General features: G+C 63.2%; 23 protein-coding genes. 13 read left to right on the top strand and 10 right to left on the bottom strand.

What is annotated here, in order from left to right; genetic code table 11:
- Position 1: 1 nt before the first annotated feature.
- Entirely contained in the window at positions 2 to 538 is a 537-nt protein-coding gene (gene hslV, locus FMM02_RS04480) for an ATP-dependent protease subunit HslV (RefSeq protein WP_147493739.1), read from the bottom strand.
- A 71-nt stretch (positions 539 to 609) separates the two neighbouring features.
- On the bottom strand, positions 610 to 813 hold the full coding sequence (locus tag FMM02_RS04485; protein ID WP_147493740.1) for a lysozyme family protein: 204 nt from the start codon (positions 811 to 813) through the stop codon (positions 610 to 612).
- Positions 814 to 1,055: 242 nt separating this feature from the next.
- Here FMM02_RS04485 and FMM02_RS04490 point away from each other — a divergent pair, with 242 nt between their 5' ends.
- On the top strand, positions 1,056 to 2,879 hold the full coding sequence (locus FMM02_RS04490; protein ID WP_147493741.1) for an autotransporter domain-containing protein: 1,824 nt from the start codon (positions 1,056 to 1,058) through the stop codon (positions 2,877 to 2,879).
- A 74-nt stretch (positions 2,880 to 2,953) separates the two neighbouring features.
- Complete coding sequence (locus FMM02_RS04495; RefSeq protein ID WP_147493742.1) at positions 2,954 to 4,492, top strand: TIGR00341 family protein; 1,539 nt, start codon at positions 2,954 to 2,956, stop codon at positions 4,490 to 4,492.
- Position 4,493: 1 nt separating this feature from the next.
- On the opposite strand, the gene FMM02_RS04500 is transcribed toward FMM02_RS04495, so the two are convergent.
- On the bottom strand, positions 4,494 to 4,991 hold the full coding sequence (locus tag FMM02_RS04500; protein WP_147493743.1) for a hypothetical protein: 498 nt from the start codon (positions 4,989 to 4,991) through the stop codon (positions 4,494 to 4,496).
- Between the two features lie 197 nt (positions 4,992 to 5,188).
- Between FMM02_RS04500 and FMM02_RS04505 the strand changes: the two genes are divergently transcribed.
- Positions 5,189 to 5,650, top strand: coding sequence for a hypothetical protein (locus FMM02_RS04505; RefSeq protein WP_147493744.1), 462 nt, complete (start codon positions 5,189 to 5,191; stop codon positions 5,648 to 5,650).
- Positions 5,651 to 5,680: 30 nt separating this feature from the next.
- Here the strand turns inward: FMM02_RS04505 and FMM02_RS04510 are convergent, their stop codons facing one another.
- From FMM02_RS04510 to uvrB, 4 genes are all read right to left on the bottom strand, one after another.
- Entirely contained in the window at positions 5,681 to 6,982 is a 1,302-nt protein-coding gene (locus FMM02_RS04510) for a L,D-transpeptidase family protein (protein WP_147493745.1), read from the bottom strand.
- 121 nt (positions 6,983 to 7,103) lie between these two features.
- Entirely contained in the window at positions 7,104 to 7,697 is a 594-nt protein-coding gene (locus FMM02_RS04515) for a TetR/AcrR family transcriptional regulator (protein WP_147493746.1), read from the bottom strand.
- Positions 7,694 to 8,107, bottom strand: a complete 414-nt coding sequence (locus FMM02_RS04520) for an ester cyclase (protein WP_246104821.1) — start codon at positions 8,105 to 8,107, stop codon at positions 7,694 to 7,696. The genes FMM02_RS04515 and FMM02_RS04520 overlap by 4 nt, the downstream gene beginning before the upstream one ends.
- A gap of 69 nt (positions 8,108 to 8,176) precedes the next feature.
- Entirely contained in the window at positions 8,177 to 10,375 is a 2,199-nt protein-coding gene (gene uvrB / locus FMM02_RS04525) for an excinuclease ABC subunit UvrB (protein WP_147493748.1), read from the bottom strand.
- A 111-nt stretch (positions 10,376 to 10,486) separates the two neighbouring features.
- On the opposite strand from uvrB, the gene FMM02_RS04530 reads away from it, so the two are divergent.
- The 10 genes from FMM02_RS04530 to FMM02_RS04570 all read left to right on the top strand — a co-directional run bounded on the left by FMM02_RS04530 (position 10,487) and on the right by FMM02_RS04570 (position 17,674).
- Complete coding sequence (locus FMM02_RS04530) at positions 10,487 to 11,311, top strand: hypothetical protein (RefSeq protein WP_222703828.1); 825 nt, start codon at positions 10,487 to 10,489, stop codon at positions 11,309 to 11,311.
- Between the two features lie 91 nt (positions 11,312 to 11,402).
- Entirely contained in the window at positions 11,403 to 11,966 is a 564-nt protein-coding gene (locus FMM02_RS04535) for a DUF3617 domain-containing protein (protein WP_147493749.1), read from the top strand.
- A 29-nt stretch (positions 11,967 to 11,995) separates the two neighbouring features.
- Positions 11,996 to 12,511, top strand: coding sequence for a DUF3617 domain-containing protein (locus tag FMM02_RS04540; protein WP_147493750.1), 516 nt, complete (start codon positions 11,996 to 11,998; stop codon positions 12,509 to 12,511).
- 470 nt (positions 12,512 to 12,981) lie between these two features.
- Positions 12,982 to 14,859, top strand: coding sequence for a ribonucleoside-diphosphate reductase subunit alpha (locus tag FMM02_RS04545; protein WP_147494965.1), 1,878 nt, complete (start codon positions 12,982 to 12,984; stop codon positions 14,857 to 14,859).
- 1 nt (position 14,860) lies between these two features.
- The gene (locus FMM02_RS04550) at positions 14,861 to 15,049 is read left to right on the top strand and encodes a hypothetical protein (protein ID WP_147493751.1); all 189 of its coding nucleotides are present in this window, start codon (positions 14,861 to 14,863) and stop codon (positions 15,047 to 15,049) included.
- Complete coding sequence (locus FMM02_RS11425; RefSeq protein ID WP_281288890.1) at positions 15,046 to 15,180, top strand: hypothetical protein; 135 nt, start codon at positions 15,046 to 15,048, stop codon at positions 15,178 to 15,180. Before FMM02_RS04550 ends, FMM02_RS11425 begins: the two co-directional genes overlap by 4 nt.
- Positions 15,177 to 15,467: a hypothetical protein gene (locus FMM02_RS04555; protein ID WP_147493752.1), complete on the top strand. Its 291-nt coding sequence runs from the start codon at positions 15,177 to 15,179 to the stop codon at positions 15,465 to 15,467. The genes FMM02_RS11425 and FMM02_RS04555 overlap by 4 nt, the downstream gene beginning before the upstream one ends.
- Positions 15,467 to 15,823, top strand: a complete 357-nt coding sequence (locus tag FMM02_RS04560) for a hypothetical protein (RefSeq protein ID WP_147493753.1) — start codon at positions 15,467 to 15,469, stop codon at positions 15,821 to 15,823. Before FMM02_RS04555 ends, FMM02_RS04560 begins: the two co-directional genes overlap by 1 nt.
- Before the next feature lie 3 nt (positions 15,824 to 15,826).
- Complete coding sequence (locus tag FMM02_RS04565) at positions 15,827 to 16,882, top strand: ribonucleotide-diphosphate reductase subunit beta (RefSeq protein ID WP_147493754.1); 1,056 nt, start codon at positions 15,827 to 15,829, stop codon at positions 16,880 to 16,882.
- A gap of 168 nt (positions 16,883 to 17,050) precedes the next feature.
- Entirely contained in the window at positions 17,051 to 17,674 is a 624-nt protein-coding gene (locus FMM02_RS04570) for a hypothetical protein (protein ID WP_147493755.1), read from the top strand.
- Positions 17,675 to 17,696: 22 nt separating this feature from the next.
- Here the strand turns inward: FMM02_RS04570 and FMM02_RS04575 are convergent, their stop codons facing one another.
- Genes FMM02_RS04575 through FMM02_RS04585 form a run of 3 tightly spaced genes read right to left on the bottom strand, consistent with a single transcriptional unit; the run spans position 17,697 to position 20,012 of the window.
- Positions 17,697 to 17,966: a hypothetical protein gene (locus FMM02_RS04575; protein ID WP_147493756.1), complete on the bottom strand. Its 270-nt coding sequence runs from the start codon at positions 17,964 to 17,966 to the stop codon at positions 17,697 to 17,699.
- Between the two features lie 58 nt (positions 17,967 to 18,024).
- Positions 18,025 to 18,483 (bottom strand): OsmC family protein, encoded by a 459-nt coding sequence (locus FMM02_RS04580; RefSeq protein WP_147493757.1) that lies wholly within the window; start codon positions 18,481 to 18,483, stop codon positions 18,025 to 18,027.
- Entirely contained in the window at positions 18,480 to 20,012 is a 1,533-nt protein-coding gene (locus FMM02_RS04585; protein ID WP_147493758.1) for an acyl-CoA carboxylase subunit beta, read from the bottom strand. Before FMM02_RS04585 ends, FMM02_RS04580 begins: the two co-directional genes overlap by 4 nt.
- Positions 20,013 to 20,044: the final 32 nt, after the last annotated feature.

The following is a 20,044-nucleotide window of genomic DNA, read 5'->3' on the forward strand; positions in this document are numbered from 1 at the left end:
GTCAGCCTTCAATGGTCTCAACAGTCAGCTGGCCATTGGTGAAGACGCAAACTTCAGCGGCGATCGCCATCGCCCGGCGCGCCAGCTTTTCGGGGTCGCCTTCATATTCGGTAAGGGCCCGCGCCGCGGCGAGCGCGTAATTGCCGCCACTGCCGATCGCCGCGATGCCGCCGTCCGGTTCCAGCACGTCCCCGTTGCCGGTGAGGATCAGAAGCGTATCCTTGTCGGCGACGATCATCATCGCCTCGAGGTTGCGTAGATATTTATCGGTACGCCAGTCCTTGGCCAACTCGACCGCGGCGCGAAGCAACTGCCCGCGGTGCGCCTCGAGCTTCTTCTCCAGCCGTTCGAACAGGGTGAAGGCATCGGCGGTGGCACCGGCGAAACCGCCTATCACGCTGCCATCGCCAAGCCGGCGTACCTTCTTCGCGTTGGGCTTGATCACCGTATTTCCAAGGCTGACTTGGCCGTCGCCGGCGATCACGGTCCGGTCGCCCTTCTTTACCCCGAGGATGGTGGTACCATGATAATGTTCCAAGACGATCTCCCGCTTGCCCTTGGCGAGAAATGGGAAGGCGTCGGCTGCTGCGCAAGCGGTCAGCAGCTGGCCTAGTTGTCGACGCCCTCGACCTTCCCCCTAGTGCGCGCAGCGGTGTAGCCAAGGTAGCTCGTGCCGAACAGCGCATACATGGCCATGAGGCAGGGCAATCGCGTCGCTGATCCCAAACCTGGCCGGGGCCCGCCGCGGTCGGTCGGATGGTTCACATAGCCTTCGCGCTCGATCAATGCGTCAATCAATTTATCGATGGCCATTGCATCCTCCCCGCGATTCGGATTCGTGAACCATATTGGATTTTTGTAGGACGGAAAAATAACCGAACCCTGCCGGACAAGATTGGCGGCGGCGTTGCGGTGGCGGTGGGCGAGTTTGCCGAAATGCCGGTTGCCGTAACGGAAGCTGTGGCCCGTAGGTCACTTGTCTGACCCCTGCCGGCAAGGCAATATTTGCCGCCAAAAGGCCGCCCTGTTTTGGCGACCGTGCAAGGGGAGGATTTATGACCAGCTATCGCCTGCTGACTGCTTCGTTGCTCGCCGCCAGCGCACTCGCCGCCGCGCCCGCCCAGGCCCAGCGCGTCGACAATATCGTGGCCTTCGGGGACAGCTACGCCGACGACGGCAATGCTTTCCAGCTTAGCGGGATTAACCCGGTCACCACCCAAGTCTACACGACTGGCCGCTTTTCGGGCGGCACCAATTATATCGATACGCTGGCGGACCTGCTCCAGGCATCCGTCGAGAATTTCGCGATCGGCGGCGCCAAAACCGACAATAGCAACACCAATGTCGGCCTTCCCGGATTCCAGTTCGAGGTTCAGGCCTTTCTCGCCGGCGGGCTCGTCCCGGCATTTCCCTCAGGCGACGGCTTGTTCGACGAAAATGACCTGCTCGCCATTTCCATCGGCGGCAATGACGCGCGCCAGGATCAGCAACTCGGCGGAGCGCCGGCCGGTGCACCGGCGGCCGCGGGGATCGCGGCTGCCAATGCCACCGCGGGCATGAACATGCTCGTCGACGCCGGCGCGCAGACGATCAGCTTTCTTGCCGGCGATACCGGCCGACTTCCGGAGATCGCCCTCGACCCGAGCGGCGCCGCGATTCGCTCGGCTTTTTCCAGCAGCTTCAACGCCGCCATGCAGACAACGCTCGCCGGCTATGCCGCCGACGGTGTCATTGTCCATTATCTCGATCTCAACGCGGTGCTCGACAATATCGCGTCCGATCCGGGCGCCTACGGCATCACCAATGGCCTCGTCTGCCCGACCTTTCCTAACCCGACCTGCATCATCAATGCCGGAGGCTATCTCTTCTATGGCGATGCGCTGCATCTGACCTCGGACGGGTTCAAGGTCGTTGCCCAATATGTCGCCGCCCAGCTTAATGCGCCGCTGACGCTTCAGGCGCCGAGCGACCTTGGGCTCGACATCGCGCGCCAATTTGGCCGCACATTGACCACGCGCATGGACCTTGGTGCGCCTCGCGACGGCGATATGCCGGAAGGCGTCAAATTTTTCGTCGTCGGTGATACTTTCGCCCGCAAGCTGGGCATGGGCGAACGAAACGACCCGTACCGCGCCAGCGGCGTGGGCGGTACCGTCGGCGTCCAGGCCGGCTTCGGATCGGGAGTGGCGGGACTTGCCGCCAACTACACCAGGGGCCGCGCCAATTTTTACGGCGATGCGGCCGATGACAAGGCGCGCTCGGTCCAGATCGGCGCCTATGCCGGTTTCGGAATGGCCGGGGCCTTCGCCCAGGCCTACGCCGGCTATGGCTGGGACAAGCATGACATCGAACGCACCGGGGTCGTCGAACATATGGAAGCTAACCCGAAGGGCCGTCATTTCACGGTCGGCGCCAAGGGCGGCTATTTGATGCCGATGGGTTCGGTCCGGATCGGCCCGGTCGTCGCGCTCGATTATGCCCGCGCCAAAGTCGACGGCTACACCGAAACCGGTGACCCGGCGCTTACGCTACACGTCGATTCGCTGACCTACAGGTCGCTTCGCGGCAGCCTGGGCGTCGAACTGCGCGGCGACTATGCCGGCGGCGGTATCCAGCTTCGTCCCTACGCCTCCGCCGTGGTGGAAAAGGACTTCACCGGCGATGAGCGGACGGTCCGCTTTGCGCAAACCTCCGCGCCGGGCATCGTCAACAGCTTCCAGCTCGCCGATGCTTCGAAAAAGGCATATGGTCGTTTCTCGGGCGGCTTCAGCGCGGCAATCCTGACCGGCGTATCCCTCGACGTCGGAGGGTCGGCGACGGTCGGCAAGAACCAGGGTGAGGAAGTCTCGGCGCAACTCGGCCTGCGAATGGGCTTCTAGGGATTCGATCTCGGCGGACGAAGCGGACCGAAAAAACCGCTTTCGTCCGCCGCCAATCCGAGTCATCGAAGGCGATGAGCAGCCTACCGGAAGACGTCCACACTACCCCGACGACCTTTTCGCAATATAGTCGGCTGCGGATGATGGCCGGCGCCCGCCGGCTGTGGCGGCGGGAAGTGGTCGCAAGCGTCGACCAGTGGGACGTCCTTACCAAGGTCGCTGGCGATACCGACACCAGCGCGCGCTATCTCTATCTTTGCTTGCTGTCGGCAGGAATCGCGGTCCTCGGTCTGCTCCAATCGTCCCCCGCCGTCGTAATCGGGGCGATGCTGCTGTCGCCGCTGATGTCGCCGATCGTCGGCGCGGGGCTGGCGATTTCCGTCGGGGACATCGCCTGGCTCCGCCAATGCAGCCGAACGCTTCTGCTGGGGATGCTGGTCGCCGTCTTCTTCAGCGCGCTGATCGTGTTGCTGTCGCCGATCCAGACGGTGACCGAAGAAATCGCGGCGCGGACCCGCCCCAACCTGTTCGACCTGTTGGTTGCCCTGTTCTCAGGTCTCGCGGGTGCCTATGCGACCATTCGCGGCCGGGAAGGCGCGATCGTCGGCGTGGCTATCGCTACCGCCTTAATGCCGCCGCTCGCGGTCATCGGCTTCGGCATGGCGACAAGTAACCTTACGGTGTTCGGCGGCGCGCTGCTGTTGCTGATCACCAACTTGATGACAATCGCGCTGTCCGCCGCAGTCGTCGCCAGATTTTATGGTTTCAGTACGAGTCTGACGAAGAAACAAAGCCGGTTTCAGGTCATTGGCATCATCGCGGCCTTCCTGATCCTCGCCATCCCGCTCGGCTATTCTCTCCGCCAGATCGCCTGGGAGCTGCGAACTTCGGTTGACGCGCGGCGCCAGCTCGCCGACGCCTTTCCCAAGAACAGCCGGCTGTCCCAAGTCGATATCGATTATGATGCGGAGCCGCTGTCGATCACCGCGTCGATCCTGACCCCGATGCTCAACGCCAAGGCCGAACAGCAGGTTGCCAACAAGCTAACCCGTTCGCTTGGCCTGCCGGTTGCTGTCCACATCGACCAGTTCAAGGTCGGCACCGACGCTGCGGCCGCCGAGCAAGCCGCCCTTGCTAGCGCCCGATCCGCCGAACAGGCTGAGGCCCAACGCCGCGATGTCGCGAGGCTTACCGATCGGATCGCGCTGGTAGCCGGTGCGAACCCGGACGAAATCGTCATCGACCGGGAACGGCGCGTCGCGCTGGCGCGGGTCCGCCCCATCCCGGGGGCCAGCTACGCCACATATCGTGAGCTTGAACGGAGAATCGTCGAGGAATCGCCGCGCTGGTCGGTTCGCCTGAGACCCCCCATCATGCCGCTGCCGCGGCTACGGTTGCTGGACGACGGACAGCCGGACCCGGCTTCGGTCGCGCTGATTGGCTGGGCAGCCCGCCGCGTCGGGACGCCGATCGAGATCAGCGGCGATGAAGAGGCCGCCGAGCGGCTTCGCGAAACGCTGGCCACAATGGGCGTAATCGATGTGACGGTGGAAAGCCGCACTGGACGCGCTCTTGGCGTGCGCTGGCTAACCGACGAAGATGCTGCCGGCTGACTTATTGGCAGTCCGCAAGCACCTGCCTAGCATCCCGCCCCGTTGGAACGACCAGCGGCGGGATTCCCCCGACCGATACTTCGACCGTTGCCGGGCCAGCGAAAACGCGCTGGACGGCGCGGGTCATGTCCCCTTGGGGAACGATCGCGCGCCAATGACCGCCGACGCCTGACGGATCTGCGACACCGTCGACGGGAACCGAAGCGGTCGCGCCGCCGGCGGTGAAGCTCAGAGTGCCTTTCTGGCCTGCGCTGGCGGCGGCGTGTCGCGTGATAACCAGCTGCCTGGGACCTTCCACCTGAACCTGGCACTGGAGCGTGAAGGCTGGGGCTGCGGGCGAGCCGAAGCGCGCCAGTCGCTGGCTGCGATCGTAGGACCAGCCGAGAGCCGACGCCGTCGGCACGGCGGAATCGCGCATGGTCCGCCGCTCGGCGCTGTTGGTCGCGGCACCGGCCTCGAACAGTATGTCATCCGACGGCGCCAGAGCATTTTCGGCCACGGGATCTGTTTTTGCGCAAGCCAGCAACATGATGGCACCCACAAACGGAGTCATTGGGATCAGCTTCAACATAGGACTGCAACGCGCTCCGCGAGCCGAGGTTCACCGGCTGGTTCTGATCGTTGACATCACGTAACAAATAGCGGCTCTTACCTCGGCCGGCATGGCCCGCGCCGAGCCAGCGACCGGAGGGGGTAATGATGGACGACATGCAGCATTCGAAAACACCCGTGCATCTGTGGATCGTCGGCGGGCTGGCCCTGCTTTGGAACGCGTTCGGATGCCTGGACTATGTCATGACCAAGACGCGCAACCTCGACTATCTGCAGAGCATGGCGCCCGACGCCGACCCGGCCGCGATGCTCGCATGGGTCGACGGTTTTCCCGTCTATGCGCAGTTTGGCTGGGGACTCGGGGTCTGGCTGGGCCTTGCCGGCGCGGTCCTGTTGCTTGCCCGGCACCGCTGGGCGGTTCCGGCGCTGGCGCTGTCCGCGGTCGGCGCGATCATCGGGCTTGGCTATCAGATCTTCTTCGCGCCCGCGCCGCCCGCGCCGATGGACGAGGGAGCCATGACGCTTATGCCATGGGTCATCATCCTGATCTCAATCGCGCTTTACGCCTATGCCCATCGCCAGCGAAGGGCGGGCGTGCTGCAATAGGCGTTTGGGGGCAGTGCCTGGCGCACCGCCTCAGCCCGCAGCCCGATCGGTAGCCACGGCCGCGATGTTCATTCGGGAATCGAACATCTGCGGCATGGCCAGGGCGTCGAAGCCGTAGGGATCGGGCCGGAACATAACGCCGCTGCCGCTCGGCTCGACCGTCAGATAGGTCATGTAGACCGGGACCGGACGGGGCAGGTCGATGCGCTGTTCCGGGGCGCTCGCCTGCGGCATCTGGCCGAACACCCAGGTCGCGAAGCGGCGGTAATCCTCCAGTCGGACGCAGCCATTGCTGATCCAGCGGTCCTCCTTGGCGAATAATTCCTTCAGTGGGCTGTCATGCAGGTAGATGCCGAAATCATTGGGCATTTCGAATTTCATCTGGCCCATTGAATTCCACGGACCAGGCTTTTGCCGGACAAGGAAGGTGGGATTGGCCTTGCTCGCCGCGACCTGGCGCCAGTTTATCGACTTGGGGTCGAGTACCCGGCCGTTGCCGCTCCAGTCCGACAGCACCTCATAATGGAAATTGTCGAAATAGCTGACGCCCTGTTCCTTTACCTTCTTGGCGGTAAGCGTGCGGACGAGATCGGGCGGGACATGCCAATAGGGATTGGCTTTGGCGTTGCGCATCAGCACCGCCATCATCGGCGTCTTGGTTTCATTTGAGCCGACGATCACGCGCATCTGGTCGACCTTGCGGTCGCGGTCGAACAGATAGGTTTCGGCGGCGCCGCTATCGACCACGACATAGCGGTCGAACGCGCGGGTTTGCGGCAGACGATAGGCGCGCTCCATGTTGATCGCGATCCGCTTGGCGTAGTGAGTCGCGCCCAGGTTCAACGAAGTGATTGTCGCCCGGCCAGCAATGCCGTCAGGGCGGCCGAGCCCGTGGACGCGCTGATAATCGCTGACCCGCTGCGCGAGCATCTCGTCATAGCCGCCGACGGCCGGCAGGCCGAGGCGGGTGCGGAGCAGGGCGACGCGCTTACCGGTAGAGCCGCGCTTCATCACTGCACCGGCCGGGATCTTGGTCTGCGGCAGGCGGCCCCATGTCGACTGATAATGTTCGAGGCCGCGCGCAAGGTCGAGGAACATGGGGTTGGGAGCGCTGCGCCTGCTGGCGCCGAAGTCGAACAGCCGTGCCAGCCAGTTCTGCGGCCGCTGTTTGCGCTTGGCGACATTCGCCATTTGCGGATCGACGTAGACGAAATCGATGCCCTGTTTGATCGACCGGGGAACCGCGACCGGTTCGTCACCGCGCGGCTGTGCCGCCAAGGGTGTGGTCGCCGCCATGGCTAATGCGCCAAAAATCAAACTGATCTTGTTCATGCTGTTTCGCGGCACCGGAAGGCGCACCCTCAATGTTTATCCCGAATCCTAACTCCCTGCACGCCTGAGGGTTGCGCCCGCCTGAACGCCGGGATCCGCAAAAAGGGGCCGCCGCAATGGCTTAGCGGGGATCCTGCCGCGCAGCGCTCACCAGTGCGGCGAGCGCCCAGTGCCGAACGGAGCGCGCCTCGCCGGCGTCGAGGCCGAGCACGTCAGTCGCTGCGATATGCGCTTCCGTGCCGATAAGCATGGCCGCCGCCTTGACCAGCCGGTCCAGCGCGGCAGGCGGCAATTCCCCTCCAATCGGCCTTAGCGCCTCCTCGATCGCCGGAGTTCGGCGATTCTGGCGCAGCGGAACGTCGGCCGCGGCCGGTTCGCCCCCGCGCCTGACCGACTGCGCGAGCATCAGCCGGATCAGCGGCTCATGGTCGCTGATAACCTTGCTGAAGGCATCGTCGACCCGGCCTAGGCGTCTTGCCGGATCAGCCTCGTCCTGGCCGGCAAACAGTCCCGCCGGATCGGGGGCCGCCAAGTCAAGTTCCGCCTCGGCAAGAAGGGCCTCGATGCCTGGGAAATAGCGATAGGCCGTCGCCCGCGACACCATCGCCTCCTCGGCGACCTGATCAATCGTCGGAACGGCGCCCCGGGCGACGAGATTGCTCGCAGCCCGGAGCAGGTCCTGCCGGGTGCGCTGTCGCTGGTTTGGCCGGCTCACTGCGCCAATTGGGCCTGGATCGCCGCCAGGTCGACCCACACATTCTCCCGCCGGAAGCGGCCGTCGGACTCGAATTCCACGACGTGCAGCAGCCGAAACGACAGCGGGCGGTTCCGGCCTTCGACGCCGAACGGACGTCCCGGGGCACGGCCCGTCCAGCGCGACTCGTCGACCATGAAATCCGTGCCATAGAGCCGGCGGATTGTCTCGACCTGGCCATCCGCGAGATCCGCGAACATCGCCTGGTAGAATGAGCGCGCTTGGTCATGCCCCTCGGAGGGGCCGGCCGGGAAGCCGACGATGTCGTGGATGACCCTATCCGACATGGTCGCCAAGACGCCTTCCACGTCATCCGCCGCCTCATAACCGAAGTGGCGGTCCATTGCCTCGTCCATTTGATCAGGAGTCATCGTCATGTCCGTATCTAGTTGGGAGCGGCCTCATTAATGAGATTCATGTCTCATGTAAAGACTATTGTCTCATTGACGGTGGAAGCCGGATCTTTTGTAGCGGGTCTTGCCGAACCGATCGCGACGAGTGCCGGGTTTGCCTTGGGTCGAATTGCCGGCGCGCGGCGCCGCACGGTCCTGGTCCGGGATACCGAGCTCATCTTCTTCGAGCTTGCGGATCTCGTCGCGCAGCCGGGCGGCCTCCTCAAACTCGAGATCGGCGGCGGCCTTGCGCATTCGCTCCTCAAGATCGCCGATATACGCGCGCAAATTATGACCGACGAGATGCGGCCGTTCCTCGTCGCCGGTGTCGACGACTACCCCGTCGCGAGTCGACACATGGGCGATGATGTCGCTGATGTTGCGCTTGATGGTTGCCGGCGTGATGCCATGCTCGGCGTTATAGGCCTCCTGCTTTTCGCGACGGCGACTGGTTTCGTTGAGCGCGCGCTCCATGCTCCCCGTGACGCGGTCCGCATAAAGGATAACCCGCCCGTCGACGTTGCGCGCCGCGCGGCCGATGGTCTGGATCAGCGAGGTTTCGCTGCGCAGGAAGCCTTCCTTGTCGGCATCGAGGATCGCCACCAGCCCGCATTCAGGAATATCGAGCCCTTCGCGGAGCAAATTGATCCCGACCAGCACGTCGTAGACGCCCAGCCTGAGGTCGCGGATCAGCTCAATCCGCTCCAGCGTCTCGACGTCGCTGTGCATGTAGCGGACCTTGAGGCCGGCCTCGTGAAGATATTCGGTCAGGTCCTCGGCCATCCGCTTGGTCAAGGTGGTGACCAGCGTGCGATAGCCCTGAGCCGCCGTCTTTCTGGCCTCTTGGACAAGATCGTCGACCTGGTCCTCGACCGGCTTGATTTCGACCGGCGGGTCGATCAGCCCGGTCGGGCGGATCACCTGCTCGCTGAACGCGCCGCCGGTTTCGTTCATCTCCCATGGTCCGGGGGTGGCGGAGACGAACACCGACTGCGGACGCATCGCGTCCCATTCGTTGAACCGCAGCGGCCGGTTGTCGATGCAGCTCGGTAGGCGGAAGCCATATTCGGCGAGCGTGATCTTGCGCCGATGGTCGCCGCGCGCCATCGCCCCGATCTGCGGCACCGTCTGGTGGCTTTCGTCGACGAACAATAGTGCATTGTCGGGGAGATATTCAAAGAGCGTCGGCGGCGGCTCGCCTGGAAGTCGGCCGGTGAGGAACCGGCTGTAATTCTCGATTCCCGCGCAGCTTCCCGTCGCGGCGATCATCTCGAGATCGAAATTGGTCCGCTGCTCGAGCCGCTGCGCTTCCAGTAGCCGTCCTTCGGCGACCAGCTCCTTCAGCCGCTCCTCCAGTTCATGCCGGATCGCCTGCATCGCCTGCTTAAGCGTCGGGCCAGGCGTTACATAGTGGCTGTTGGCGTAAACCTTCACATAATCGAGGCTGGCGGTTTTCTTGCCGGTCAGCGGATCGAACTCGGTAATCTCCTCGATCTCGTCGCCGAAGAAGCTCACCCGCCAGGCGCTATCCTCATAGTGCGACGGGAAAATCTCCAGGCTGTCTCCGCGAACGCGGAAATTGCCGCGCGCGAATGCGGCATCGTTACGTTTATATTGCAGCGCGACCAGCTTGCGGATCACCTCGCGCTGGTCGACCGACTGGCCCTTCTTCAGATCGAAGATCATCGCCGAGTAGGTTTCGACCGATCCTATACCGTAGAGACAGGACACCGAAGCGACGATGATCACGTCGTCGCGTTCAAGCAGCGACCGCGTCGCCGAGTGGCGCATTCGGTCGATCGCCTCGTTCACCGAACTTTCCTTCTCGATGTAGGTGTCGGTACGCGGGACATAGGCCTCGGGCTGGTAATAGTCGTAGTAGCTGACGAAATATTCGACCGCATTGTCGGGAAAGAAGCTTTTGAACTCGCCATAGAGCTGGGCGGCAAGAATCTTGTTGGGAGCAAGCACCAGCGCCGGGCGCTGCGTTTCCTGGATGACCTGCGCCATGGTGAAGGTCTTGCCTGACCCCGTGACCCCGAGCAGGACCTGGCTGATTTCGCCATTGTCGCGAATCCCTTCGACCAGTTCGCGGATCGCGGTCGGCTGGTCGCCCGCCGGCTGGTAATCGCTGACGAGGTTGAAGCGCCTCCCCCCTTCCGCCTTGTCGGGTCGCGCGGGCCGGTGAGGGACGAAGCTGTCACCGGTCTCCGGCTCGGCAAGGCTGGTGCGAATCTGAATGGCCATCAGCTGCTATATGGTCCGGCCTTGCCTCCGGTTCCACCGCCCTTGGCCGACAGTTAACGCTGGACCCGACTGGTGCTATGCAACAGGCCCACATTGAGAGAGGTGGGCACCATGGCAAGCATTGCTAAGCCGAGCAATCTCGGCGGAATGCGCCCCGACAGGCTTTCGGGCACACCGCGGGCGCATCCGATCGACCGCTGGATTTATGTTTTCACCGCCGCGAGTTTCATCACCATCGTGCTCGCGGGTTTTATTCCCAGTTCGTTGGCGAAGTTGGCGGCGGTCGAAGCAGGGCAGCGCCCGTCCTTCCCGATGATCATGCACCTTCACGCCCTGTTGATGGGCTCATTTCTCTTGCTGTTGCTGGCGCAGACCGTGCTTGTCGCGACCGGCCGCTGCGCACTGCACATGAAGCTAGGTATCGCCTCGCTGGTGATCGCGCCGGCACTGGTCGTTGTCGGTTTCCTGCTGGCGGCGGGCAACCATCAAGCGGTGTGGGGCGCGGCGCTCAACGGTCCAACGCAAGTCCGCGCGCAGATGCAGGAACTGGGGATGTTTCTCGACAATGTCCTACTTTTACAAATCCGGATCGGCATCCTCTTCCCGGTCCTGCTTGTAATCGGACTTTTGGCCAGGAGCCAAGATCCGGGGATGCACAAGCGGATGATGATCCTCGCGGTAGCGGCCACCCTGCCCGCGGGCATCGACCGTATCCCCTGGCTTCCGACGACTCTCCCGGACAGCCCACTGGCGAGCGATCTCTATACGTTGGCGGCGATCGCGCCGATGCTCCTTTGGGACCTGCGGCGCAATCGCCGGCTGCACCGGGCCTATTGGATACTGCTCGGTCTTGCGGTGCCGGTCAGCATCGCGGTCCATATGCTGTGGGATACGCCCCAATGGCACGTCATGGCGCGTAACCTGACCGGCGCCTAGCGCCGCACATGCCGATTGCATATCCGCGGGCGCGGCATATGCTGCCCCTTGAAAGCTTCGCGCGCAGGGCGTGAACCGGAAGGGGGCCGGCATGAACCGCTTGCTACTGACACTGGGGGCGCTGGCCATAGCCGGCTGCAATTCGGAGCCTGAGGTCGAAGCGACCAATGCCAGCATCGAGGAAGTCGCCGCGGAAGTGCGCGAGGCGGGCGGAAGCGCGATGATCGTTCGCCCCGGCTTGTGGCAATCGACCGCCGAGTTGGAATCGATCGATGTGCCCGGAATGCCGCCGGCCGCCGCGGAGCAAATCAAGAAGACCATGGCCAGCGCAGTGAGCGGGCACAAGAGCTGCCTGACGGCCGAGCAAGTGCAAAAGCCGAGCGAGGATTTCTTCGCCGGGCAGAACAGCAATTGCCGCTACGACAGGTTCAGCATGAAGAATGGCCGGATGAGCGGTGTCATGCGCTGCGCCCAGCAGGGCGGAAGTCAGCTCATCGAATTCGACGGCAGCTATTCGCCGGATGAATATCAGATGCGCATGGCCTCGACCGTCGAAGGCGCCGCCGGACCGGGCGGGCCGATGAAAATGGTCATGCGGATGAGCTCGAAACGGATCGGCGACTGCACGCCGGGAAGCGACGCCGCGGCGAACTGATCGCGGAGTACAGGCTGGGGGAGAGTGTAATGAAGCGAGTAGAGATGATGGCGGTCGCGGCGGCGGCGCTGGTCCTGTCGGGATGCGGGGGAGAAGCAGAGGCGCCCAAGGCCGAAGCGGCGGCGACCGCGCTCAATGACGGGCTGTTCGAACTAACCTCCGAGGTTACCGCGTTGTCGTCGACCGACAATACGACACCCGCCACCGCGCTCAAGGTCGGCGACACGCAAACGATCCAGGCCTGCGTCGCCGACAACAAGCCGAGCCCCGACCTGTTCGCCGAGGGCGAGGACAAATGCGAGATGAAGAACAGCTATATCCGCAACGGCCGCTTCAGCGCGCAGCTCACCTGCCAGCGCGACGGCAAGCGCGGCGAGGTGATGCCAGCGATGATGGGCAAGTTCACCGCCGACAGCTTCGAAGGCGACATCACCGCGATGACCTATTTCATCGAGGACGGCGACTATCGCATTACACGCAAGGTCAGCGCCAAGCGGGTCGGCGATTGCCCGGCCCCGTCAGCAGAGACAGCGGCCGTGGGCTGATCCCCGCCGGAGTCCCGTCTCAGTTCGGCTTTGCCTTCGCCAGCCCGCCGACTTGTCCGGTGGAGCCGGCCTTCCCATCGTGATTGGTCGATCTCCGCACTGTTAGCAGGGTCTTCACTGGGCCGGGTTTCAAATGCTTATGGGCGCCATGGCCGTTCCTGTGGCGCTGGCGCCACGCCCCCCTCTGCGACGCCAAAAATTTAACGCTACGTCAATTTTTTTCCTTGTGCCTCGCAGGCTTTGGCCACAATATCTGGTTTAGCGCAGGGGGAATTGCTCAACGTATTGTGGTTGGGGCGGAAGATGCCTATCTTCCGTAACGGCCCCGCTTGTGCCCTGTGGATATCGGGGACACGAGCATGAAAAAGCCCCGCGGCGCTTGATTTTGAGCTAGGCTCGGTACCATGGCACTGAGTCGAACACATGGTGAACAAGCGGTCGTTGAACGGCCCGAGGCACGGGGAATGACGATGGATTTTGCGACTTCCAGCGACGTCGGCGCGGACGAGGGTTCGGTCACCGAAACCAAGCGCACGAGCAAGACGATCGACGTCCGCGCCTATGATGTGAAAACCGCCCCGGAGCGCGACTCGCGGCTGACCGAATTCGGCAAGGAAACGCTGAAGGACCGCTATCTGTTGCCGGGAGAATCCTACCAGGACCTGTTTGCCCGTGTCGCCTCGGCCTATGCCGACGACCAGGACCATGCCCAGCGCGTCTACGACTATATTTCCAAGCTGTGGTTCATGCCCGCGACGCCCGTCCTGTCGAACGGCGGCACCGGCCGTGGCCTGCCGATCAGCTGCTATCTGAACAGTGTCGACGACAGCCTCGACGGGATCGTCAACACCTGGAACGAGAACGTCTGGCTGGCCTCTAAAGGCGGCGGCATCGGCACCTATTGGGGCGCGGTGCGCGGCATCGGCGAGCCGGTCGGCCTTAACGGCAAGACCAGCGGCATCATCCCGTTCGTGCGGGTGATGGATTCGCTCACCCTGGCGATCAGCCAGGGCTCGCTGCGCCGCGGTTCGGCGGCTTGCTACCTCGACATTGCCCATCCGGAGATCGAGGAGTTCCTAGAGATCCGCAAACCCTCGGGCGACTTCAACCGCAAGGCGCTGAACCTGCACCACGGCGTGCTGGTCACCGACGAATTCATGGAGGCGGTGCGCGACGGCGCCGAATTCATGCTGCGCTCGCCGCGCGACGGGTCTGAACGGGGTAAGGTCGATGCCCGCTCGCTGTTCCAGAAGCTGGTCGAGACCCGGCTAGCGACCGGCGAGCCCTACATCATCTTCATCGACCAGGTGAACCGGTCGATGCCCAAGCACCACCGCGACCTTGGACTCAAGGTTTCAACCTCGAACCTTTGTTCGGAAATCACCCTTCCGACGGGACGCGACCATCTGGGCGCCGATCGCACCGCGGTCTGCTGCCTGTCGTCGCTCAACCTCGAAACCTGGGACGAATGGAACGGCGACAAGCAGTTCATCGAGGATGTGATGCGCTTCCTCGACAACGTCCTGTCCGACTATATCGCCCGGGCACCCGACGAGATGGCCCGCGCCAAATATAGCGCGGAGCGCGAACGGTCGGTTGGCCTCGGCGTGATGGGCTTCCACAGCTTCCTCCAGGCGCGCAGCCTGCCGTTCGAAGGCGCCATGGCCAAGTCATGGAACCTGAGGATCTTCAAGCATATCCGCGCCCAGGTCGACGAAGCCTCGATGATGCTGGCGCAAGAGCGCGGACCCTGCCCGGACGCGGCCGACATGGGCGTGATGGAACGCTTCAGTTGCAAGATGGCGATCGCGCCGACCGCTTCGATTTCGATCATCGCCGGCGGAACCTCGGCGTGCATCGAACCGATCCCAGCGAATATCTACACTCACAAGACGCTCTCGGGCAGCTTCTCGATCAAGAACCCCTATCTTGAAAAATTGCTGACCGAAAAGTCCAAGAACAGCGACGGCGTGTGGAACACGATCCTCGAGCGCGGTGGAAGCGTGCAGCATCTCGACTTCCTGACGCAGGAAGAAAAGGACGTGTTCAAGACCAGCTTCGAGATCGACCAGCGCTGGCTGCTCGAACTTTCGGCGGACCGCACGCCGTTCATCGACCAGGCGCAATCGCTGAACCTGTTCATCCCCGCCGATGTCGACAAGTGGGACCTGATGATGCTCCACTTCCGCGCGTGGGAACTGGGTATCAAGTCGCTCTATTACCTGCGCTCCAAGTCCGTCCAGCGCGCGGGCTTCGCGGGCGGGGTCGAAGCAGACAATACCCCCGACCTCAAGCAGATCGCGCTTGCCGCGACGACCGATTACGACGAGTGCCTGGCCTGCCAGTAGGATGACCCTGGCCAATATCATCATGTTGGCCCTGGGCCTCCTCGCCGCCGCGGTCGGAGCGATGCTGCTCGCCCGCCGCGCCGCGACCGAAGGACAAGCCTATGCCCGGCGGATCGCTGGCATGATGAGCCTGGCGCTGGGAATTTTCCTGGCGATCTTCGCTGTCGGATTGAAGGGAGTCGGAGGATGACGACCACGCAGACCGTCCTGGTTGTCGCGATCGTCGCGGTGCTTGCGGTGTTGTTGCTGGCCCGCGGTTCAGGCCCGCGAGTCACGACCATCGAAACCCGGCGCGAGGAAGAAGAAAGGGAAGAGCAATGACCGGCTTTCGCGCCCTTCCCCGCCGTGCCGTCGCGGCGGCGATGCTGGCGCTTGCGCTGACCGCCTGCGTCGCCGAACAGGCGGCAAGCGCGGTCAACCCGGCCGGCCCGGGCTTCCTGCTCGGCGTATGGCATGGCTTCATCTTCCCGATCGCCTGGATCGTATCGCTGTTCGTCGACAATATCGCGGTCTACGCCGTGCCCAATAATGGCGGCTGGTACGACTTCGGCTTTTTCATCGGCATCGTCTTCCTGGGCGTCGGCGCCCGCAGCTCGCGGAGGCGGTGATGGGCGGCTATCGCCAGTCCAGCTACGATCCCGACAGCTATGACCAGCCGGGTCCTCCGCTCACGCCCTTCAATGGACTGCAATGGGCCGGGGTCGCGCTTGGCGCCGTGGGCATCGGCCTGTTCCTGCTCTATGTCGCCGGCAGGCTGGGTTGGACCGCGCCGATCGTCGCCACTGCTTCATCTGGCATCGTCCCGACCTTCGCTGGCTACATGCTGGTCAATTCGCGCCGCGGACCGTCGATTATGGTCGACGATGTCCAGCGCGACCGGAACCGCAAGATCCTTTTTGTCACTCTCGCCATCTGCGCCGCCATCCTCGGCGCCGCGCTCGTCATCGAATTCCAAGGAGCCTGACCCATGCCCCTCCTCGAAGCCCGCAAGCAGTATAAGCCGTTCGAATATCCTTGGGCGTTCGAATTCTGGAAGCGCCAGCAGCAGATCCACTGGATGCCCGAAGAGGTGCCGCTGGGCGAGGATTGCCGCGACTGGGCGCAGAAGCTTTCGGCGCATGAACGCAACTTGCTGACCCAGATCTTCCGCTTCTTCACCCAGGCCGACGTCGAGGTGCAGGACTGCTACCATGACAAATATGGCCGGGTGTTCAAGCCCACCGAAATCAAGATGATGCTGACCGCCTTCTCCAACATGGAGACGGTGCACATCGCCGCCTACAGCCACCTGCTCGACACGATCGGCATGCCCGAAAGCGAATATTCGGCCTTCCTCCAGTATAAGGAAATGAAGGACAAGCATGACTATCTGTCGACCTTCGGCGTCGATACCGACGAGGATATCGCCAAGACTCTGGCGATGTTCGGCGGCTTCACCGAGGGGCTTCAGCTGTTCGCCAGCTTCGCGATGCTGATGAACTTTCCGCGCTTTAACAAGATGAAAGGCATGGGTCAGATCGTCAGCTGGTCAGTGCGTGACGAAAGCCTTCACTGCGAAGGCATCACCCGCCTGTTCCATGCCTTCGTCAAGGAGCGCGATTGCCTGACCAAGTCGGTCAGGGACGACATCCTTGACGTCTGCCAGAAGACCGTTCGGCTTGAGGATGCGTTCATCGACCTCGCCTTCGAACAGGGCCCGGTCGAAGGCATGACCCCCAAGGCGATCAAGAAATATATCCGCTACATCGCCGACTGGCGGCTGGGCCAGCTCGGCTTCAAGCCGATCTACATGGTCGACGAACATCCGCTGCCTTGGCTCGCGCCACTGCTCAACGGGGTGGAGCACGCCAACTTCTTCGAAACCCGCGCAACCGAATATTCCAAGGCCGCGACGAAGGGCAATTGGAACGAAGTCTGGGACAATTTCGACCGCCGGCAGCAAGCCAAGGTCGCCAACGACGCGCCCGAGGGCGAAGGCGATGGCGAGGATATGTTTGCGCGGGCTGGGGTCGCTGCTGAATAGTAGTTCCGCTTCGGCTACAGACGGGCAAAGGAGGGTGCGGCAGGCAACAGTCCGGTTCCGGTTGCCGGACAACAACGCACCATGGCTTCGCCGACGGCGAGCCTCGCGGGTCGGAGAAAAGCACTGATCATGCTATAGTCAGGTCCGGTCGCGGCGCGCGGCGCTGCTATGCCCGTCTTCAATATCTCTGCGGCCCTGTTGCTTCTCGTCGAACTCGCAGGAGAGACGACCATGCAATTCTTAAAGCCCGTGATCGCTGCCATAGGGGCACTGGCCCTGTCTGCAGCCGCGACAAGTTCATCAATAGCGGGCGGCCAACCGTCGTCGGCTTGTACCACCGCGGTCACCGACACCGCCGACATCAATGCCCATCGCGCGGCAGCGAGCGTTTTCCTGGCTAGTTACGCCCAGACAGCTCCAACTCGCGCGCCATTGAATGCCATCTCCAATCCGGGAGCAGAGATTGCGCAAGTGCGAAAGGAAGCCCGCCGGCTGACTTCGTCCCAACATATCCGCGTTCATGACGAAGCGTTGAGGGCGGTGACGGCCGTAGCCAACTATCAAGGTAGCGACCCAGCGACCATGAATCGCATGTTGCGCCGCGTCGACAATGCAGCCGACGCACTTCAACACAGCTTGTCGAGTGGCGGCGGACCTTCGGCGATGCAGACCGGAGCCTTCAAGTGCAATGCAGACCGGATCGAGTGCAAACAGGCTTGCTCCGAAGCTAAAGGGAAGGCTTGTTGCTGTGGTTGCGGCGTTAGCTACGTCGCCTGCCTGGTGCTCGGCTAACCGTCCAAACGCCAGAGCGCCCCTACCCGCCGCCGCGCGGCGCGTCCTTGACGTCGATGACGATCTCTCGAGGGTTGAACCCGCTGTAGCTGCCGAACGCCACGATGATCACCACGATCGCCAGAGCGAAGCTGAGCACGCCGACGACCACCGCGACGCGGTCGCGCTCGGCGGGGTCGCGCAGGACCAGTTCCTTTTGCGGCGGCGGCGGATCGCGGCGGATCTTCGACACGCGCGCGCCCTGCGTCGCCAGGTTGACGGACTGCTTTCCGGTCGGGAGCGGACTGGCCATGCCCCACCCTATCCACTCACCGGTTACCACCGGGTTATCGCCCGGCCCAGCTGGCTCCCTAGGGCTCGACGCTAACCAGCGTCTTCACGCTATTAGCGATGAAGCAGGCGTCATGCGCCTTGTGATGAAGCCGGGCGATCGCTGCCGCGTCGGGTGCCTCGCCGGACCACGCGATGCGCGGGCGAAGCGTGACCCGGGTCATCGCCATCCGCCCCTCGCCATCCTTTTCCATCATCCCTTCGGCGTCGTCGGCATAGGTGTCGATCACATGGCCGGCCCGCCGCGCAAAATCGAGGAAGAACAGCATGTGACAGGATGAAACGGAGGCGACGAACGCTTCCTCCGGATCGATCGCGGACGGGTCCGACATTGGCGGCGGCACGATATGCGGGCTCGGGCTTGCCGCCACCACCGCACCGCCGTCGAACGCCCATTCATGGACCCGGCTGTACCGCCCGTCGGTAAAGGCGGCATCGGGCTGGCGGGACCAGCGGACGGTTGCGCAATGACTGCTCACAACGGGATGTTGTCGTGCTTCTTCCACGGGTTATCGAGCTGCTTGTCGCGCAGCTTGCGCAGGCCCAGCGCAATGCGCCTGCGGGTCGAATGGGGGTAGATCACCTCGTCGATGAAACCCTTGCTCGCCGCCACGAAGGGATTGGCGAACCGTTCTTCATATTCGCGGGTCTTTTCCGCGATCTTGTCAGGATTGTCGCGGTCCTGGCGGAAGATAATCTCGACCGCGCCCTTGGCGCCCATCACTGCGATTTCCGCGGTCGGCCAAGCGTAGTTCAAATCGCCGCGCAAATGCTTGGACGCCATCACGTCATAGGCCCCGCCATAGGCCTTGCGGGTAATTACCGTGATCTTCGGCACCGTCGCTTCGGCATAGGCGAACAGCAGTTTCGCGCCATGCTTGATGATCCCATGATGTTCCTGCCCGACGCCCGGAAGGAAGCCCGGAACGTCGACGAAGGTCAGGATCGGGATATCGAAGGCGTCGCAGAATCGCACGAAGCGCGCCGCCTTCTTCGATGAATTGATGTCGAGCACGCCGGCCAGAACCATTGGCTGGTTGGCGACGACCCCGACGGTGCGCCCCTCGATCCGGCAGAAGCCGATAATGATGTTGGCCGCATGCGCCGGCTGAAGCTCGAAAAAGTCGCCCTCGTCGGCGACCTTTCGGATCAGTTCGTGCATGTCATAGGGCTGGTTGGCGCTCGGCGGGATCAGGCTGTCGAGGCTTTCCTCGATCCGGTCCCACGGGTCGGCCGAAGGGCGCTCGGGAAGGTCGTGCCGGTTGCTGAGCGGGAGGAAGTCGAAGAATTCGCGGGTCGCGAGCAGCGCGTCGATGTCATTTTCAAACGCCACGTCGGCAACGCCCGACCGGGTCGTATGGGTCACCGCGCCGCCAAGCTCTTCCTGCGTCACGACTTCGTTGGTGACGGTCTTCACCACCTCGGGCCCGGTGACAAACATATAGCTTGAGTCTTTCACCATGAAGATGAAGTCGGTCATCGCCGGCGAATAGACCGCGCCGCCCGCGCATGGTCCCATGATCAGTGAGATTTGCGGCACCACGCCCGAAGCCAGCACGTTGCGCTGGAACACTTCGGCATAACCGCCAAGCGAAGCGACGCCTTCTTGGATTCGCGCACCGCCGCTGTCGTTAAGGCCAATCACCGGCGCACCGACCTTCATCGCCGCGTCCATCACCTTGCAGATCTTCTGCGCATGCCGTTCCGACAGCGATCCGCCGAAAACGGTGAAGTCCTGCGCGAAGACATAGACCAGCCGGCCATTGATCGTGCCCGATCCGGTCACCACGCCGTCGCCGGGGATCTTGGTCGCCTCCATGCCGAAATCGACGCAATTATGTTCGACATACATGTCGACTTCTTCGAACGAGTCGGGATCGAGCAGCACCGAAAGCCGCTCACGCGCGGTGAGGCGCCCCTTGGCGTGCTGCGCCTCGATCCGCTTCTGCCCGCCGCCCATCCGCGCCGCCGTGCGCCGCGCTTCCAGTTGTTCGATCGTCGTCGCCATGCTCTCTCCTTGGCGCCCGGCGCTGCCACGGA

Source organism: Sphingomonas xanthus (assembly GCF_007998985.1).
GTDB lineage: Bacteria > Pseudomonadota > Alphaproteobacteria > Sphingomonadales > Sphingomonadaceae > Sphingomicrobium > Sphingomicrobium xanthum.

Coding starts and splice junctions, on each gene's coding strand:
- FMM02_RS04565 (WP_147493754.1), top strand. CDS start 15,827: ATGCCCCTCCTCGAAGCCCGCAAGCAGTATAAGCCGTTCGAATATCCT.
- FMM02_RS04490 (WP_147493741.1), top strand. CDS start 1,056: ATGACCAGCTATCGCCTGCTGACTGCTTCGTTGCTCGCCGCCAGCGCA.
- FMM02_RS04570 (WP_147493755.1), top strand. CDS start 17,051: ATGCCCGTCTTCAATATCTCTGCGGCCCTGTTGCTTCTCGTCGAACTC.
- FMM02_RS04550 (WP_147493751.1), top strand. CDS start 14,861: ATGACCCTGGCCAATATCATCATGTTGGCCCTGGGCCTCCTCGCCGCC.
- FMM02_RS04505 (WP_147493744.1), top strand. CDS start 5,189: ATGATGGACGACATGCAGCATTCGAAAACACCCGTGCATCTGTGGATC.
- uvrB (WP_147493748.1), bottom strand. CDS start 10,375: ATGGCCATTCAGATTCGCACCAGCCTTGCCGAGCCGGAGACCGGTGAC.
- FMM02_RS04575 (WP_147493756.1), bottom strand. CDS start 17,966: ATGGCCAGTCCGCTCCCGACCGGAAAGCAGTCCGTCAACCTGGCGACG.
- FMM02_RS11425 (WP_281288890.1), top strand. CDS start 15,046: ATGACGACCACGCAGACCGTCCTGGTTGTCGCGATCGTCGCGGTGCTT.
- FMM02_RS04530 (WP_222703828.1), top strand. CDS start 10,487: ATGGCAAGCATTGCTAAGCCGAGCAATCTCGGCGGAATGCGCCCCGAC.
- FMM02_RS04510 (WP_147493745.1), bottom strand. CDS start 6,982: ATGAACAAGATCAGTTTGATTTTTGGCGCATTAGCCATGGCGGCGACC.
- FMM02_RS04560 (WP_147493753.1), top strand. CDS start 15,467: ATGGGCGGCTATCGCCAGTCCAGCTACGATCCCGACAGCTATGACCAG.
- FMM02_RS04520 (WP_246104821.1), bottom strand. CDS start 8,107: ATGACTCCTGATCAAATGGACGAGGCAATGGACCGCCACTTCGGTTAT.
- FMM02_RS04555 (WP_147493752.1), top strand. CDS start 15,177: ATGACCGGCTTTCGCGCCCTTCCCCGCCGTGCCGTCGCGGCGGCGATG.
- FMM02_RS04585 (WP_147493758.1), bottom strand. CDS start 20,012: ATGGCGACGACGATCGAACAACTGGAAGCGCGGCGCACGGCGGCGCGG.
- FMM02_RS04535 (WP_147493749.1), top strand. CDS start 11,403: ATGAACCGCTTGCTACTGACACTGGGGGCGCTGGCCATAGCCGGCTGC.
- FMM02_RS04540 (WP_147493750.1), top strand. CDS start 11,996: ATGAAGCGAGTAGAGATGATGGCGGTCGCGGCGGCGGCGCTGGTCCTG.
- FMM02_RS04495 (WP_147493742.1), top strand. CDS start 2,954: ATGAGCAGCCTACCGGAAGACGTCCACACTACCCCGACGACCTTTTCG.
- FMM02_RS04485 (WP_147493740.1), bottom strand. CDS start 813: ATGGCCATCGATAAATTGATTGACGCATTGATCGAGCGCGAAGGCTAT.
- FMM02_RS04545 (WP_147494965.1), top strand. CDS start 12,982: ATGGATTTTGCGACTTCCAGCGACGTCGGCGCGGACGAGGGTTCGGTC.